The organism is Nocardia sp. NPDC060220 (genome assembly GCF_042727815.1).
Classification (GTDB): Bacteria; Actinomycetota; Actinomycetes; order Mycobacteriales; family Mycobacteriaceae; genus Nocardia.
This window is the reverse complement of the sequence record NZ_JBHWZY010000066.1, coordinates 1-14352: the sequence shown is the minus strand read 5'-3', so window position 1 is coordinate 14352 and position 14352 is coordinate 1. Positions and strand designations below refer to the sequence as shown.

The following is a 14352-nucleotide window of genomic DNA, read 5'->3' as shown; positions in this document are numbered from 1 at the left end:
GGTGAGTGAGTGCCGGATCAGGACCCCGCCGAGGACCGCGGCGACGGCACCGAGCGCGTAGGTCGGGGCCAGGCCGACGCTGTCCACGCCGCGGCCGCCGATCGCCGAGCCGAGGATGATCGCCAGCTGGAAACCGGCGACGATCAGTCCGCTGCCCGCTTCCATGCGATCGGGCAGCACCCGCGATACCCACACCTGCACGAGATTGAGAATGCCGCCGAACGCGGCGCCCCACACCACCACGGCCAGATAGGCGAGTGGGGCGAACGCCGCGGAGGCGATGATCGCGAGCAGTGACAGGCCGACGGCTGCCGGCACCGCCACCAGCAGGGCGCCGAGGTGGCGGTCGGCGAGTGCGCCGAGGACGAAGTTGCCGAGCAGACCACCGACGCCGAACAGGGCGAGCAGCACCGGGATCACCGTCGGGCCCGCACCGAGCAGTTCGGCCAGGGCCGGGCGGATATAGGTGTATCCGGCGAAGTGCCCGCCGACGACGGCGACCATGCTGACCAGCCCGAGCGTCACGCCCGGGGACCGCAGGGCGTTGCCGAGTGCGGCGAACCCGATGCCCGTGCTCGGCGCGATCGGCGGCAGCATCAGCCGCACCGCGACGGCGGTGGCGGCGGTCAGCGCGGCCACGATCAGGAAGGTCGTCCGCCACCCGGCGTAGGTGCTCAGCAGCACGCCGAGCGGCACTCCGGCCACCGTCGCGACCGTGGTTCCCGCGTTCACGATCATCATCGCCTTGCCGAGCCGTTCGGCCGGGACGAGCTTCGCGGCGATCACCAGCGCCATCGACCAGTAGCCGCCGACAGCCAGGCCGAGCAGCAGTCGCGCGATCAGCAACAGCACGATGTTCGGTGCGAGGGCGACCACCACGTTCGATACCGCCGCGCCGACGGTCAGCCAGATCAGCAGGGTGCGCCGATCCAGGCGGGGGAACAGCGCGCCCGATCCGAGCGCGGCCACCAGCGCGGTCAGCGCCGTCGCGCTCACCGACAGCCCGACCACCCCCTTCGGGCACTCCGAGATCATTCGCGAGTGCGGTGAGCACGCCCGGCGGCAGGAACTCCGCGGTCACCAGCGTGAAGCTGCCGAGGAACATGGTGAGCAGGGCGGGCCACGTGGCGCGGCGCGAAACTTCCGATGCCGCAGGGCTCGTCGTCAATGTCTTGATCATGCCTGATGCAACAGCCGGAATATCCCCGTCACGCGACCCAAACGCCACGGCGATCGACCTGAACGCCAACGTTGCGCTGCTACTGCGCCATCGGATCGGCCGCGTGATCGGCGGATCTAGGCAATGACCTCGGGCAGGCTACGCGAATTGGCCCATCGCCGCGGAATTCGTCGCGGCCGCGTGCGTGAAGAACGCCTGGAGATCCTCGTAGGCCTCGCGCAGGTAGTCGAGTGCTTCGTCGCCGTCCCAGATGTCCGGGCCCGCGCCCTCTTCGTCCATCAACTCCGGGGAGAAATGCTCGGCCAGTCGGTCGAAGGGAGTGGCGGAGAGGACCCGTGCCGCCGCGGACACCTCGGTTGCCGACCACACACGCAGGCAGTCCTGGCGGGTGCTCGGCTCATCGCCGCCGAGTAGGTCGAAATCGACTGCTGCGGCGGAGAACAGGCAGCGCAGGCCGTCCCAGGCCTGGTCGAGGTCGCCGGACGGTTCGTCCGCGGATCGAGGCGTTTCGATGAGGTCCCACGCGGCGTCCGGCTCGGCAGTGACCCGGATGGCATCGGAGGGAGTGATACGGGTGAAGACGAAAATGATGCTCACGGAAAGGAGGCGCCTTTCAGGCGGAGTAGTCGGACCGTGGTGAAGGTAGGAATCGCGCCTTGGCGATACCTTGGGGTCTTCTTTTCGCCGGTCAGACGGTCCTGTTTCGCGGCGTACGGTGGGAATTGCTTATCCGACCGACACGGGGGTGTTCGCACACATGACTGATTCCGACCGCACGCTGATCGCCGTTCTGCTCGACCGTTCGGGGTCGATGCAGACGATCAAGGCCGATACCGAAGGTGGGTTGGCCGCCTATTTCGAACAGCAGCGCAGTGTGCCGAAGACGATCGAGGTCACGCTCGCGCAGTTCGACACCACCTATGACGTGGTCTACGCGAATGTGCCGCTGGCTCAGGTGCCTGCGCCGAGCTTGCAGCCGCGTGGCGGGACCGCGCTCTACGACGCGCTCGGCAAGCTCGTCACCAGCGTGGGCAGCGAGCTGGCCGAGCGCCCCGAACACGAGCGTCCCGGCACCGTGATCGTCGTCGTTCTCACCGACGGCCACGAGAATTCCAGCCGCGAATGGACCCACGCCGCCGTGAAGTCCCTCATCACCCAGCAGCAAGACGTGTACAACTGGACCTTCGTCTTCCTCGGCGCCAACATGGACGCCGTCGAAGTAGGCTCCAACCTCGGCTTCGACCCCGGCTCGGCCATCACCTACGCCCCGGTCGCCGGCGGCGTCCGAGGCGCCTTCGACGCCCTCTCCGCCTACTCCGCCCGAGCCCAAGCCGCCCCCGCGGGCGCAGCCCGCCGCGCCCGCTTCTCCGACTCCGAACGCCGACAAGCCGACCAGGGCAAGTAGTCCTACGCCGCGTCGACCTTCTCGAACCGAGCGACGAACCGAACCTCGAGCGCATACGCCAAACGTTCGAGCATGCCGATTGTCGGTGTCCCGCCCCCGGATTCGATCCGTGAGACCTCAGGCTGACGCAGCCCGGCCCGTTCGGCCAGCTGTGTCTGTGTCAGCCCGAGTTCGAGCCGCCGTTCGCGAATGGCTTCGGCCAGCTCGATCGCCAGAATCGCCTCGGCCCGCCCGGCCTCGTACTCGCCCGCGTCGAACCCGGGGCTGCTCATCCGTTCACGGCGCAGGTCGTCCATCGATGGGTGCTCAGTCATGATCGGTTACCTCCTGTCGAAATCTGTGTGGGCACAACCATGTTCCGATTCGCATACCTTGCGTAGTGCCTTGGCTCGCGCCACCTCGTCGGTCTCCCGCATGCGAGTCTTGCGGAAAACTGTCAGCAGCACGATGCGACGACCCGGAGCGAGCCAGTAGGTGATTCGAATTTCTCGCGGGTGAAGGTGAAAGCGGAGTTCACGTACCCCATCGCCAAGATTGCGCGACCACGGTTCGGTCAGGGTGGTCGCACGTTCGGCAAGCATGCCCACATACACGTCTACCTGGCCGTACTCGCGTGTAGTCAGTGAGCGCAGCCATCGGGCTACCTCGGGTTCGAGTTCCACCAGGTACAGGTGCATAGGATTGATCCTATATAAGATCAATCCTATATAGCAATGGTGGCGCTACTGCCAGCCTGGGCGGACCAGGCCTGATTCGTAGGCGAGGACTACGAGTTGGGTGCGGTCTCGGGCGGCTAGTTTGGTGAGGATTCGGCTGACGTGGGTGCGGGCGGTGGCGGGGGACATGTAGAGGCGGGCGCCGATTTCGGCGTTGGTGAGGCCTTCGGCCACCAGGGTCATCACCTCGCGTTCGCGGTCGGTGAGTTCGGCGAAGGCGGCGGGGGGTGGTTGCTTGGCGTGGGTGGAGAATTCGGCGAGGAGGCGGCGGGTGACGCCAGGGGACAGGAGCGCGTCGCCCGCGGCGACGACGCGCACGGCGCGGAGCAGGTCGGCGGGCTCGGTGTGTTTGACCAGGAAGCCCGCGGCGCCCGCGCGGATCGCCTCGAAGACGTATTCGTCGAGTTCGAAGGTAGTGAGGACGACGACGCGGACCGCCGCGAGCTGGGGGTCGTCGGCGATCATGCGGGTGGCGGAGAGGCCGTCGAGGATCGGCATGCGGATGTCCATCAGCACCACGTCGGGTACGAGGGCTCGGGTCATCCGGACGGCTTGCTCGCCGTTTTCGGCCTCGCCGATGACTTCGATGTCGTCCTGGGCGTCCAGCAGCGCGACGAAACCGCCGCGCACCAGCGCCTGATCGTCGGCGACGAGAAGCCGGATCTTGGTGGGCCCCGCACCGGTCGGCGGCAGTTCGGTCATGCGCCCGCCTGCCTGCCCGGTGAATCCGACGATCGCGCGGATGCGGCCGAAGTCGCTGGTCGAGCGGGCAATCGGGCCGCCACCCGGAACCCGCCGGACGGTCGCGGCCCCGCGGTGAGCGCCCCGCCGAGCGCGTGCGCCCGCTCGCGCATCCCGATGATCCCGTTGCCGCCGATGCCGGTTCGGACAGCGGTCCCGGTCGGCCGGGTGTTGTCGACGGTGATGTCGACCGATTCCGGGGTGTATCGCAGGGTGATCAGAGCTGTCGCGCCGGGCGCGTGGCGCACCACGTTGGTCAGCGATTCCTGCACGATTCTGGCCGCGGCCACATCGATCACGCTCGGCAGCTTCTTCGGCGTACCGATGATCTTGGTATCGACGTCGAGCCCGGTCGCGCGGGTGCGCTCGAGCAGGGTGTCGAGGTCGTCGAGGGTCGGTGCAGGCGCACGCGGCGCGGGACGCGGCGGAGGGGGTGAATCATCGACGACGGGAGCATGTTCCGGGTACTCCGGCACCACCGCCGCGCCGCTGCGAATCGCGTGCAGCAGCGTGTGTACCTCGGTCAGTGCCTCTTTCGAGGTCGTCTTGATGGTCGCCAGCGCCGCGGCCGCCTGCTGCGGCTTGCGATCGAACAACTCCAGCGCCACCGACGACTGCACGTTGATCAGCGAAAGACTGTGTGCCAGTACATCGTGCAGTTCCCGCGCGATCGCCAACCGCTCCTCGGAGGCCGCCCTGGCCTGCTGCGCTTGCTCGTCGCGTTGCGCCGCCTCGGCCCGCTGCTCGCGCGCCAGCACCACCGCGCGCCGCTGCCGCACGCCCTCCGCGATCGCGACCAGCACGCCCATCCAGGCCAGCAGGCCGAATATCTGCCACGCGTCGGAGTGCCGCCCGAGCAGGGCGGGTAGCGGCCACACCATCGTCAGATACCCGATCGCGACCACCGGGTAGGTGCGCCATCGCGACCCGGTGACGGCGGCCGAGAGGAAGGCGATCACCAGCGACAGGAAGATCGGCCCGTACCCGTAGTCGCGCAGAACATAGGTCACCGTGGCGATCAGCGACACCGCCAGCACCGCTTCGGGCACTACCCGCCGGAAACCGAGCGCCACCGGCCCGGCGAGCAGCAGCAGATACGCGAACGCGTCCAGCGACCGCACCCCGGTTTGATGCGAATTCGCACCGGAACTACCGGCCAGCTGGATCACCGCGACCACCACTGCCAGGCCCCAGTCCTGAACGACTGAGCCACGCTCCCACTTCGCAGACGCTCCCACGTGCCCAACCCTATTGTGTGCGCCCACCCACCGCGTCGGCCTGCGCACGTATTTCCCGCGGGAAGCCGCGTAGGCCGCGCGGCGTAGCGCCGTGCACGCCGCGCGACGGATGTCGGGGCACCCCTCGAGCGCGGATTCTGATTCCCATGAACGAATCGATCGTGGTCACCACCGAGTTGACCAAACGCTATGGCGAGCACCTCGCGGTGGACGCGGTGAGCATGCGGGTCGCGGCCGGGGAGATCTACGGATTCCTCGGGCCCAACGGCGCGGGCAAAACCACCACGTTGCGCATGCTGGCCGGTCTCATCCGGCCCAGCGCGGGCACCGCGACGGTGCAGGGCCTGTCGCCGGGCGATCCGGCGGTGCTGCGCCGAATCGGCGTCCTCATCGAGGGCCCCGGCTTCTACCCGTACCTCTCCGGCCGCGACAACCTGCGAGTATTGGCCCGCTATCGCGGCCACGGCAATGCCGAGGTCGAGAAGGCATTGGAACGCGTCGGCCTGGCCGACCGCGCAGGCGACCGCTTCCGGACCTATTCGCTCGGAATGAAACAGCGTCTCGGCGTCGGCGCGGCCATGCTCGGCGACCCGGACCTGCTCATCCTCGATGAACCGACCAACGGCCTCGACCCGGCGGGCCTGGCCGAAATGCGCACGCTCATCACCGATCTCGCGGCCGACGGACACACTGTGCTGCTGTCGAGCCACCAGCTCGCCGAGGTGCAGGAGATCTGCCACCGCGTCGGGGTGATCTCCGGTGGTCGCCTGCTGGCGGAATCTACGGTGGCCGAATTGCGCGGCACCGCGACACTGCTGGTGCGTGCCGAGCCTGTGGACGTGGCTCTGGACGCCGTCCGCGCCGTCACCGATGCCCCCGCTCGAGCGGGCGCGGACGGCATCAGGGTCGACACGAGCGCCGCGCTGGCCCCTGAGGTGGCGCGAGCCGTTGTGACAGCAGGCGCGGACCTGCTCGAACTGCGGGTGGACGAGAAATCGCTGGAAGAAGTGTTCTTCGAGATGACGGCTGTGGAGGTAGCGAAATGAACGCCATGACAAGGGATCTCACCGCGAGTATCCGTGCGGAGGCGCTACGGCTGGGCCGCTGGCCCGCCTTCTGGATCGTCCTCGGTACCTGGATCCTGCTCAACCTGACCTTTGCCTACCTCTTCAACTACCTCGCCTACACCTCGGGCGAGAGCGGTGCGATGTCGGACGGCCTGCCTCGCGATGTCCTGCTCGGCCGACTCATGCCCGCCGCTGTGCCCGAGGTGTTCACGCAGGGCATGTCGATGTTCGGCGGCGCGTTGGTGCTGATCCTCGGCGCTCTCGCGGTGGGCAGCGGATACGGCTGGGGCACGTGGAAAACCGTGTTCACCCAGGGCCCGAGCCGAGTCGCGGCCGTGGGGGGACTGCTGTCGACGCTGCTGGTAGTGGTCCTCGCGCTTGTCCTGGTGGCCTTCGCCGTCGATGTCGGCATCGCCTCCGTGATCGCAGTCGGCGAATCCCAGCCGGTGACGATGCCGTCGCTCGACGACTCACTGATCGGAATCGTCACCGGTACCGCGATTCTCGGTATGTGGATGCTCGCGGGAGCGCTCATCGGCGCCATCGCTCGTGGTCCCGCCCTCGCAGTCGGCCTCGGCCTGGTCTGGGTCCTGGTGGTCGAGAACCTGCTTCGCGGTGTGGCGGGGATCTTCGGCCCGATCGAAGCTGTCACCAACGTGCTCCCCGGTACGGCCGCGGGGTCGCTGGCCGGGGCGATGCGCACCGTGGAGGGGCCGGCCAACCCCGGCGTTCTCGACATCCTTACCCGCGGTGAATCTTTCGCTCTGCTGGCCGGGTATGTGATGGTTTTCGCCGGTGGCACCATCTGGTTGATGACCCGCCGCGATCTCACCTGACGCGCTGCGATCATCGAACCCGGCACCAGGTAGCGGCAGTCCGACACGGACGGCCGCTACCTGCGCGTCAGGTCAGGACCAGCCGGCCGGGTTGGACGCCGTTTCGCGGGAGATGCCCGAGCCCGTGTCGGGGAAGGCGCCGAAGCGCTCGTTGTGCAGGTGGGCGAAGAAATAGCACATCTGCTCGCATTCGGCGTCGGTGGTCGCGGCCTCGGGGTCGGAGCTGACGGCGTCGTAGTAGTCGCGGCCCATGGCCACGATGAATCCGCGGGCATAGAGGAAGCCGTCGTCGGAGCCGTCGGTGATCGCCTGGAGGTCGGCGCGGTCGATGTCGTAGAGCGCGCGTTCGGCGACGCGGTCGAGCGCGGTCAGTTCCGCGCTGCTGAAATCTGTTGACAGGGTGTTCAACTGGGCGAGGAAGGCGTCGAGCCGGCTGTCGAGGTCGCCTGCTGCCGTCCGCAGGGCCGTGGACGGATCGGTACCGGTGGCCGTCCAGGCCGACGCGATCAGATTCCAGAATCGGGAGATGTCTTCGGGGGTGCTCGTCACCTGCCGGACGGTACTGCTCGGGTCCGACACGGAGCGGGGTTCGAGGTCATCGGTCAGGCACGCAGGAGACGCTGGGCGAGGGCGGACAGACCCGCGGTGATCTGCTCGGGCGACAAGCCGCGTTCGCGTTGCTGGAGGTAGACCTCGGCGGCGAGTGGCGCGAGGACCGTATCGACCAGCGAATCAGGCTGTGGCACAGCGGCTTCGACCAGCAGCGACCGTACGTGCACCGACCAGAACCCGTAGGCGCCGGTGGCGAAGCGGGCGCCGCCGGTCTCCGCGCCGAGCACCAGATGGGCGTGGGCGGTGAGCAATTCGACCATCGCCGCGTAGAAGGCGGCCAGGCGATCGGCTGGGGGAGCGCCGGGGCCGAGCGGGGGTGCGCCGCGCAGGAGCTGTTCCTGGAGGGCGCGTTCGTGCTCGTCGAGGAGGGCGACGGCGATCGCGTTGCGGTCGGGGTAGCGGCGGTAGAGGGTGCCGCGGCCCACGCCCGCGGCCTTGGCGATGTCGTCCATGGTGATCGTGCGTGGGTCGCGAGTGGCGAAGAGGCCGGCCGCCGCCGCCAGGACTTTCGCACGATTGCGGGCCGCGTCGGTGCGTTCGGTGGGTGGCTGCGCGTCGAGCGCCAAGCCGGTGATCAGGTCGGATCGTGGCTCCATGGGTACGACTCTAACCCCGCAACGAATATCTGGACAACATGTCCACTTGTGTTCTATCGTCGAGAAATCGACAAGTGGACAATATGTCCAGTTAGGAAGATGTCATGACTCACCTGCTGCACCTCGACGCCAGCGCCCGGACGAACTCCCTCAGCCGCAAGCTGGGCGCCGAATTCGTCCGGGCCTGGCGCGACGCCGAGCCCGGCGGCACCTACACCTACCGCGACCTCGCCGCCGAGCCGACGCCGTTCATCGACGAGGGCTGGACCGAACTGTGTGACGCCGTCCTCGCCGCCGGGGCCACCGACCTCGACCGGCTCCCGGAACTCGCCGTCACTCCCGCGGCGAAGGCCGCATGGCGGGTGGCCGAACCGCTGCTGGCGCAGGTGCTGGCCGCCGACGTGATCCTGATAGGCACACCGATGTACAACTACTCCGTCCCCGCCGCTCTCAAGGCATGGCTCGACCAGGTCACCTTTCCCCGAATGTCGCTGGGGGAACGCAGGTTCGTCGTGGTGACCGCCCGTGGCGGTGCGTACTCGCCCGGTGCGCCCAAAGCGGCGTTCGACTACCAGGAGCGCTTTCTGCGCGACTTCTTCGCCGGCCACTTCGCGGTCACCGACACGGTTTTCGTCAACGCCGAACTGGCCAATGCCGTGCAGGATCCGAACCTGGCCCATCTGCGCGACGCGCACGAAGCCTCCTTCGCCGCCGCGCAGGCCGAAGTGCGTTCGCTGGCAAAGGATTACGTGCGATGAGCTGGATAGTGCTCGGCCTGGCCGGGCTCGTCGAAATCGTGTGGTCGCAGACCATCAAACCGACCGAGAATTTCACCAGACTCGGTCCGACCCTGCTCTGCGTCGCGCTCGGCTCGCTCGCCGTCTATCTGCTCTCGCGCGCCATGCAGACCCTTCCGGTGGGCACCGCCTACGCGGTTTTCACCGGAATCGGCGCACTCGGCGCGATCGGTCTCGGTGTGCTCGTGCACAAGGATCCGCTGAGCGCGGGCCGCGCGCTGGCGCTGTCGCTGATCCTCGGCGGCATCGTGCTCGCGCGGGTGACGAATCCTGAGTAACTCTGTCGTACACCCGATGCGAGGATCGGCCGGTCATGACCGGTAAGGTCGGCTGATGGACCAGCCAGTTCGCCCCCCGGACCTGTCCACGCGGCCACACGAGCTCACGGTCGAGCGCGTGATGAAAGCCCAGCCCAGCCTGCTCTACGCGGCTTGGACCCAAGGCTTGGATTTATGGCTGGCCGTTCCCGGATCGGTGCTGATGCGCCCCGCCGTCAACGAGCCCCTCTACTTCGACACCGGCTCGCCCGAAAAGCGCAACCCCCATTACGGCCGCATTCTGCTGCTCGAGCCGAATCGGCGGATCGAATTCACCTGGGTCACCGCCGCCACCGACGGCGTGGAAACGGTGGTCGCCGCCGAATTCCTCAAACAACCACGCGGTATCCGCCTGCGTCTGCGCCACTCCGGTTTCCCCACCGCGGCGATCCGGGATCTACACCAGCAGGTCTGGCCGGACAAACTCGAGCGTCTCGACGAAATCACCAGCGCCACCGTCTGAGTACCCGAGTAGGTTCGTCATCGCCACGCAACACAACTCGAACCGAAAGGATTGCGATGCCGACTCGCAGCGCACGCACACTCTGGTCAGGCGGACTGCAGGACGGGTCCGGGCAGGTCGAACTGGCCAGCTCGGGTGTGGGCAAGTTCGATGTGAGCTTTCCCCGCCGGGCGGCCGATACGGCCGAGGGCACCAGCCCGGAGGAGCTGATCGCGGCGGCGCATTCGTCGTGCTATTCGATGGCGCTCTCGGCGGAGATCGCCAATGCCGGCGGGACGCCGGAAAGCCTCGACGTCGATGCCGATGTCACCCTCGCGCCCGACCCGGCCGGTGGCTTCCGGATCAGCAAGATCAAGCTCACGGTGCGCGGTCGTGCCTCGGGGCTGGATGCCGACGGGTTCGCCGCGGCTGCCCTCGCGGCCAAGAACGGTTGCCCGGTCAGCAAGGCCCTCACCGGGGTGGCCGAGATCGAGCTGGACGCGGCACTGGCCTGAGCGGCGCTCGCCGTCACCGCTGGGTGAACCAGCGGTGCGCGGCGGGGGTGTACATGGCCGGGATCGCGATGACGACGGCCAGGATGTGCACGGTCCGGCAGCCTGCCAGCACGGTCGAGCTGGGGGACATGCCGTCGAACAGGGTCGCGTAGTCGTCGGTCGACAACACCACGGCCAGCGGCTCGATGATCAGCGAGACCAGGCCCACTACGCCGATGCCGACGGTCAGCAGCGCACGGGCCACCCGGCTGCCGTTCAGCATGTACAGGGCCACCCCGGCGACGGCCAGGTAGATGGCGAGCCGGGGTAGCAGACCCGTTGCGGTGGCGCCGAATTCATCGCCACCACGCACGGCGCGCAACAGGCCCTCGGCGGCCCCGGCGGCGAGCGCGGTGACAAGCCCGCCGAAGGCGACATTCACGGCGCGAGGGCGAGTGCTGGAAACAAGAAAGGCAGTGCCGGTCATGACACCGACACTGCCGTTCTCAGCTGCTCGCGAGGATCACCCTGCGGTAGGAACCTTGTCCACTACCGGAGTGCTACGCCGCGAGGCGAATTCCGTGAGTGCGGCGAACGCCAGCCCCAAACTCACCCACAGCGTGGTGGTTTCGGCCAGCGAAGCCACCCGGAAGTTCCATAGGAGGGTGGCGGGGAAGTCGTCGGCCACCTCGTTCACGCCGGGCAGCAGCACGTAACCGACCGTGGTGACCACGACGAACGCGCCCACCCCGGCGATGAGTCGCAGCGTGTCCGACGCGGCGAGCGCACGGTAGGCCGCGACAGCGGCCGCGACGGCCAGCAGGCCGAGCACGACGGCCGCGACCCACAGCCAGGTGCGCTCGTTGATGGTGTCCGGATCGCCCACCGCGGGCGGGTTGGCCGGATACTTGAAGAACGGCACCGCGACGATCGCCGCCCACGCGAGAACCGCCGAGGTCAGCGACAATTGGGGCCCCGACAGGTTCGTGAACCGGCGAGCCACGTTCACCGCCGACGCGAACAACGCGCCGAACGCCATGCCCGCCAAGCCCAGCGCGAGGAACTGTCCCGCCTTCTGACCCGGCCGGCTGACCAGCGGTTCTTCCTCGTCGCCGTGGGAGTGGCCCTGCGGCTCCGCGGCTTCGTGGCCGTGCTCGGCCGGAGCGGCCGCGGCCTCTTCGATAGCGATCGCGGCGTCCACCTGGGGCTCGCCGACGAAGTAGCCCACTGTCGCGGCCAGCAGGCCGGCGATCAAGCCGGCCAGCAGGCCACGCAACAGCAGGGTCTTGAGTGATCCGATCAGTGGCACGGAACACCCAGCAGGTGACGTCCGTCGTGCATCAGCTCGTGCAGGAACATCCCGCTACGCGAGACGGCCCCCTGGTCGAAACCGACCAGGTACAGGGCGAGCAGTGCAAGCAGGACGACACCGACCGTGACGAGCACGGTTGCGAGGGTGTCGAGACCGGTAGACCGGCTGGGTGAATGCGCGATAGCCATTCGGGTCCTCCTCTAGGGATACGCGTCCCACGGTTGAAGTGTGGTGCGAAGGTGCCGGTGTCTGGCTCTCCGGCACCGGGGACCCGGTACTTGGATACAGTGGCGCGACCGCTCCGGATTCACACCGGAATTACCGCGCACCCTCGCGGATGTTCCCTCGAACTGTGACAGCCGCGAGCCACCCACGTCAATACACGCAACCGCATGTCCAGCGGAAACGCCGCTGTCAGCCCTTCGCCGGCACGTCGAGGACGACCTCGAACTCGAGCAGCGAGGCGCCCGTCGACACCGGCTTGGGACGCTCGCCGTCGCCACCGTTTCCGGCGTGCGCGGCACGGGCCGGACCGTCACGCCACGCGGCGAACGAATCCTCCGAATCCCATTGCGTCACTACGAAATACCGGTTGTCACCGGCCACGGGACGCAGCAACTGGAACCCGAGGAAACCGGGGGAGTTCTCCACCGCTCCCGCACGCGCGGCGAACCGCTTCTCCAGCTCGGGGCCCGCGCCCTCGGGAACTTCGATCGCATTGATCTTCACAACAGCCATGCGGACAGTATCGCTGCCGGCCGGCGCCGGGTGTTCGCGGCCCTGGCGGGCCTCGCCTCGGCGCGGGGACGGAGCTGGGGCAGTATCGGCGGTGTGTTGTACGACGAAGGCGGGTCCGGGGTTCCGATTCTGCTGTTGCACGGGTTGATGGGGAGCGCGCGGACGTGGGCCGATCAGGTGCCGTGGTTGCGGGAGTTCGGGCATGTCTACGCGGTGGACGCCGCCGGGCACGGCCGGCCGACGCCCGCCGAGCTCACGACGGAGGCGTTCGTGGCCGATCTGGCCGAGCGCACCGCCGCGATCACCGAGCCGATGGTGATCGTCGGGCACTCGATGGGCGCGATCCACGGGTGGGTCTTCGCGGCGACCTGGCCCGAACGGGTGCGCGCGATCGTCGTCGAGGACATCGCTCCCGATTTCACCGGCCGCACCGCCGCCCACTGGGCCGAGCTGATCCACTCCTGGCCGCAACCGTTCGCCGACGAGCAGGCGGTGCTCGACTATTTCGGTCCGGTCGCGGGCACGTATTTCCTGCGCGCGTTCACCGCCGCGTCCGACGGCTACCGGCTACACGGCGAGGTGGACACCTTCCGCGCGATTTCCGAGGAGTGGGGCACGCGCGACTTCTGGACCGAATGGAAGTCGCTGCGGGTACCCACACTGCTCATCGAAGGTGAGCACACCATCACCCCGCCGGGGCAGATGCGGACGATGGCGCAGGTGCATCCCGATGCGGAGTATGTGCGCATCGCCGAGGCGGGCCACCTCGTGCACGACGAACAACCCGAGGCATACCGCGAACACGTCGGCCGGTTCCTGGAGCGCGTCACGAGGTGAGTCGGCAGATGGTGGTCCCGATCCCCCGGCAGGTGCCGAGATCCGGCGTCACCCAGTGGGGCTTCCTTCGCCCGCGAGTGCGAACAGCCCATCGTCGGTCTGTTCGATCAGCCCGTCTACCAGCAGCGAGTCCAACGCTCGCGCACGCTGACCCGGATCGCGGGTCCATGCCAGGTCGAGGCGAATCCGCTCGACCGGGCCCGACGCGTCGCGCAGCACATCGAGCAGCCGCCCACGGGCCTGACGGTCGGTGCCCTCGTACTTCTGCACCTTCCGCACCACGTCGGCGGCCGGTTTGCCCGCCGTGACCCAGGCGCAGCTCGGCAGCGGGCAGCGGGCGCAGTCCGGGTTGCGGGCCGTGCACACCAGCGCGCCCAGTTCCATCAGGGCGGCCGAGAACCTCGCGGCCCGCGGCACCGGAACAGGGAGCAGCGCTTCGGTTTCGGCGAGATCGCGCGAGGACGGGTTGCCGGGCTCCCTGCCGTGGACCGCCCGAGCCACCACGCGTCGAACGTTCGTGTCCACCACGGGAACTCGCTGCCCATAGGCGAAACAGGCCACCGCGCGAGCGGTGTACGCGCCGATGCCGGGCAGGCTCAGCAGCACGTCGACGTCGGTGGGGACCACGTCACCGTGTTCGGTCGCCAGCACCCGCGCGCACTCGTGCAGCCGCAACGCCCGCCGCGGATATCCCAACTTGCCCCACGCCCGCAGCACCTCCGCTTGCGAGGACGCCGCCATCGCCGACGGCACCGGCCAGCGCGCCACCCATTCGCGCCAGATCGGCTCCACCCGCACCACCGGCGTCTGCTGGAGCATGATCTCGCTCATCAGGATGTGCCATGCGGTCGCGTCCGGTTCGCGCCACGGCAGCGGGCGCGCCGTGTCGTCGAACCAGTCGAGCAGGGCCTGCGCGTCGATGCTCACTGTTCCCGTTTCCTCTGAGCCAGTCTCTCTTTGCCGACGCGTAACGTGGCGGACTCGCTGGTAACCAAGGGTCTGTGCACAATGGTCGGTATGCCTG

Annotated in this window: 22 protein-coding genes; 9 read left to right on the top strand and 13 right to left on the bottom strand. The window is 68.3% G+C overall.

Annotation, left to right across the window (positions count from 1 at the left end; translation table 11 throughout):
- On the bottom strand, nt 1-1035 hold a 1035-nt coding region (locus ACFWF3_RS05640; protein WP_379312597.1), incomplete at its 3' end, for an MFS transporter.
- Between the two features lie 11 nt (nt 1036-1046).
- On the opposite strand from ACFWF3_RS05640, the gene ACFWF3_RS05635 reads away from it, so the two are divergent.
- Complete coding sequence (locus ACFWF3_RS05635; RefSeq protein ID WP_379312595.1) at nt 1047-1307, top strand: hypothetical protein; 261 nt, start codon at nt 1047-1049, stop codon at nt 1305-1307.
- 11 nt (nt 1308-1318) lie between these two features.
- On the opposite strand, the gene ACFWF3_RS05630 is transcribed toward ACFWF3_RS05635, so the two are convergent.
- Nucleotides 1319-1777: a YfbM family protein gene (locus tag ACFWF3_RS05630; RefSeq protein ID WP_378990744.1), complete on the bottom strand. Its 459-nt coding sequence runs from the start codon at nt 1775-1777 to the stop codon at nt 1319-1321.
- Nucleotides 1778-1937: 160 nt separating this feature from the next.
- Between ACFWF3_RS05630 and ACFWF3_RS05625 the strand changes: the two genes are divergently transcribed.
- Nucleotides 1938-2585, top strand: a complete 648-nt coding sequence (locus ACFWF3_RS05625; protein ID WP_379312594.1) for a VWA domain-containing protein — start codon at nt 1938-1940, stop codon at nt 2583-2585.
- A gap of 2 nt (nt 2586-2587) precedes the next feature.
- Here ACFWF3_RS05625 and ACFWF3_RS05620 read toward each other — a convergent pair whose 3' ends face one another.
- The 4 genes from ACFWF3_RS05620 to ACFWF3_RS05605 are packed head-to-tail and all read right to left on the bottom strand — an operon-like array spanning nt 2588 to nt 5280.
- Complete coding sequence (locus ACFWF3_RS05620; RefSeq protein ID WP_378631540.1) at nt 2588-2899, bottom strand: helix-turn-helix domain-containing protein; 312 nt, start codon at nt 2897-2899, stop codon at nt 2588-2590.
- Nucleotides 2900-2905: 6 nt separating this feature from the next.
- Nucleotides 2906-3262 carry a type II toxin-antitoxin system RelE/ParE family toxin gene (locus tag ACFWF3_RS05615; protein ID WP_379312593.1) on the bottom strand — a complete coding sequence of 119 codons (357 nt, stop codon included), beginning with the start codon at nt 3260-3262 and terminating at the stop codon, nt 2906-2908.
- 45 nt (nt 3263-3307) lie between these two features.
- Entirely contained in the window at nt 3308-4003 is a 696-nt protein-coding gene (locus ACFWF3_RS05610; protein ID WP_379312592.1) for a response regulator, read from the bottom strand.
- Nucleotides 4000-5280: a sensor histidine kinase gene (locus tag ACFWF3_RS05605; protein ID WP_379312591.1), complete on the bottom strand. Its 1281-nt coding sequence runs from the start codon at nt 5278-5280 to the stop codon at nt 4000-4002. Before ACFWF3_RS05605 ends, ACFWF3_RS05610 begins: the two co-directional genes overlap by 4 nt.
- 146 nt (nt 5281-5426) lie before the next feature.
- Here ACFWF3_RS05605 and ACFWF3_RS05600 point away from each other — a divergent pair, with 146 nt between their 5' ends.
- Nucleotides 5427-6326 carry an ABC transporter ATP-binding protein gene (locus ACFWF3_RS05600; RefSeq protein WP_378990740.1) on the top strand — a complete coding sequence of 300 codons (900 nt, stop codon included), beginning with the start codon at nt 5427-5429 and terminating at the stop codon, nt 6324-6326.
- On the top strand, nt 6323-7183 hold the full coding sequence (locus tag ACFWF3_RS05595; protein WP_379312590.1) for an ABC transporter permease: 861 nt from the start codon (nt 6323-6325) through the stop codon (nt 7181-7183). The genes ACFWF3_RS05600 and ACFWF3_RS05595 overlap by 4 nt, the downstream gene beginning before the upstream one ends.
- A 72-nt stretch (nt 7184-7255) precedes the next feature.
- Here the strand turns inward: ACFWF3_RS05595 and ACFWF3_RS05590 are convergent, their stop codons facing one another.
- Entirely contained in the window at nt 7256-7732 is a 477-nt protein-coding gene (locus tag ACFWF3_RS05590) for a DUF4240 domain-containing protein (RefSeq protein WP_379312589.1), read from the bottom strand.
- Between the two features lie 53 nt (nt 7733-7785).
- Nucleotides 7786-8391 (bottom strand): TetR/AcrR family transcriptional regulator, encoded by a 606-nt coding sequence (locus ACFWF3_RS05585; RefSeq protein ID WP_379312587.1) that lies wholly within the window; start codon nt 8389-8391, stop codon nt 7786-7788.
- A 104-nt stretch (nt 8392-8495) separates the two neighbouring features.
- Here ACFWF3_RS05585 and ACFWF3_RS05580 point away from each other — a divergent pair, with 104 nt between their 5' ends.
- The 4 genes from ACFWF3_RS05580 to ACFWF3_RS05565 are packed head-to-tail and all read left to right on the top strand — an operon-like array spanning nt 8496 to nt 10462.
- On the top strand, nt 8496-9149 hold the full coding sequence (locus tag ACFWF3_RS05580; RefSeq protein WP_379312586.1) for an FMN-dependent NADH-azoreductase: 654 nt from the start codon (nt 8496-8498) through the stop codon (nt 9147-9149).
- Nucleotides 9146-9466, top strand: coding sequence for a DMT family transporter (locus tag ACFWF3_RS05575; RefSeq protein WP_378631554.1), 321 nt, complete (start codon nt 9146-9148; stop codon nt 9464-9466). Before ACFWF3_RS05580 ends, ACFWF3_RS05575 begins: the two co-directional genes overlap by 4 nt.
- Before the next feature lie 55 nt (nt 9467-9521).
- Nucleotides 9522-9968, top strand: a complete 447-nt coding sequence (locus tag ACFWF3_RS05570) for an SRPBCC domain-containing protein (RefSeq protein WP_378990732.1) — start codon at nt 9522-9524, stop codon at nt 9966-9968.
- 56 nt (nt 9969-10024) lie between these two features.
- Nucleotides 10025-10462: an OsmC family peroxiredoxin gene (locus ACFWF3_RS05565; RefSeq protein ID WP_378990730.1), complete on the top strand. Its 438-nt coding sequence runs from the start codon at nt 10025-10027 to the stop codon at nt 10460-10462.
- A gap of 13 nt (nt 10463-10475) precedes the next feature.
- On the opposite strand, the gene ACFWF3_RS05560 is transcribed toward ACFWF3_RS05565, so the two are convergent.
- From ACFWF3_RS05560 to ACFWF3_RS05545, 4 genes are all read right to left on the bottom strand, one after another.
- The gene (locus tag ACFWF3_RS05560; protein WP_379312584.1) at nt 10476-10928 is read right to left on the bottom strand and encodes a hypothetical protein; all 453 of its coding nucleotides are present in this window, start codon (nt 10926-10928) and stop codon (nt 10476-10478) included.
- A 36-nt stretch (nt 10929-10964) separates the two neighbouring features.
- Nucleotides 10965-11750, bottom strand: coding sequence for a CbtA family protein (locus ACFWF3_RS05555; RefSeq protein WP_378990728.1), 786 nt, complete (start codon nt 11748-11750; stop codon nt 10965-10967).
- The gene (locus ACFWF3_RS05550; protein WP_019044677.1) at nt 11741-11941 is read right to left on the bottom strand and encodes a CbtB-domain containing protein; all 201 of its coding nucleotides are present in this window, start codon (nt 11939-11941) and stop codon (nt 11741-11743) included. Before ACFWF3_RS05550 ends, ACFWF3_RS05555 begins: the two co-directional genes overlap by 10 nt.
- Before the next feature lie 226 nt (nt 11942-12167).
- On the bottom strand, nt 12168-12491 hold the full coding sequence (locus ACFWF3_RS05545; RefSeq protein WP_378990727.1) for an antibiotic biosynthesis monooxygenase family protein: 324 nt from the start codon (nt 12489-12491) through the stop codon (nt 12168-12170).
- A gap of 93 nt (nt 12492-12584) precedes the next feature.
- Here ACFWF3_RS05545 and ACFWF3_RS05540 point away from each other — a divergent pair, with 93 nt between their 5' ends.
- Nucleotides 12585-13328, top strand: coding sequence for an alpha/beta fold hydrolase (locus tag ACFWF3_RS05540; RefSeq protein ID WP_379312583.1), 744 nt, complete (start codon nt 12585-12587; stop codon nt 13326-13328).
- Nucleotides 13329-13376: 48 nt separating this feature from the next.
- On the opposite strand, the gene ACFWF3_RS05535 is transcribed toward ACFWF3_RS05540, so the two are convergent.
- Entirely contained in the window at nt 13377-14255 is an 879-nt protein-coding gene (locus ACFWF3_RS05535; protein WP_378990723.1) for an A/G-specific adenine glycosylase, read from the bottom strand.
- Nucleotides 14256-14352 lie beyond the last annotated feature (97 nt).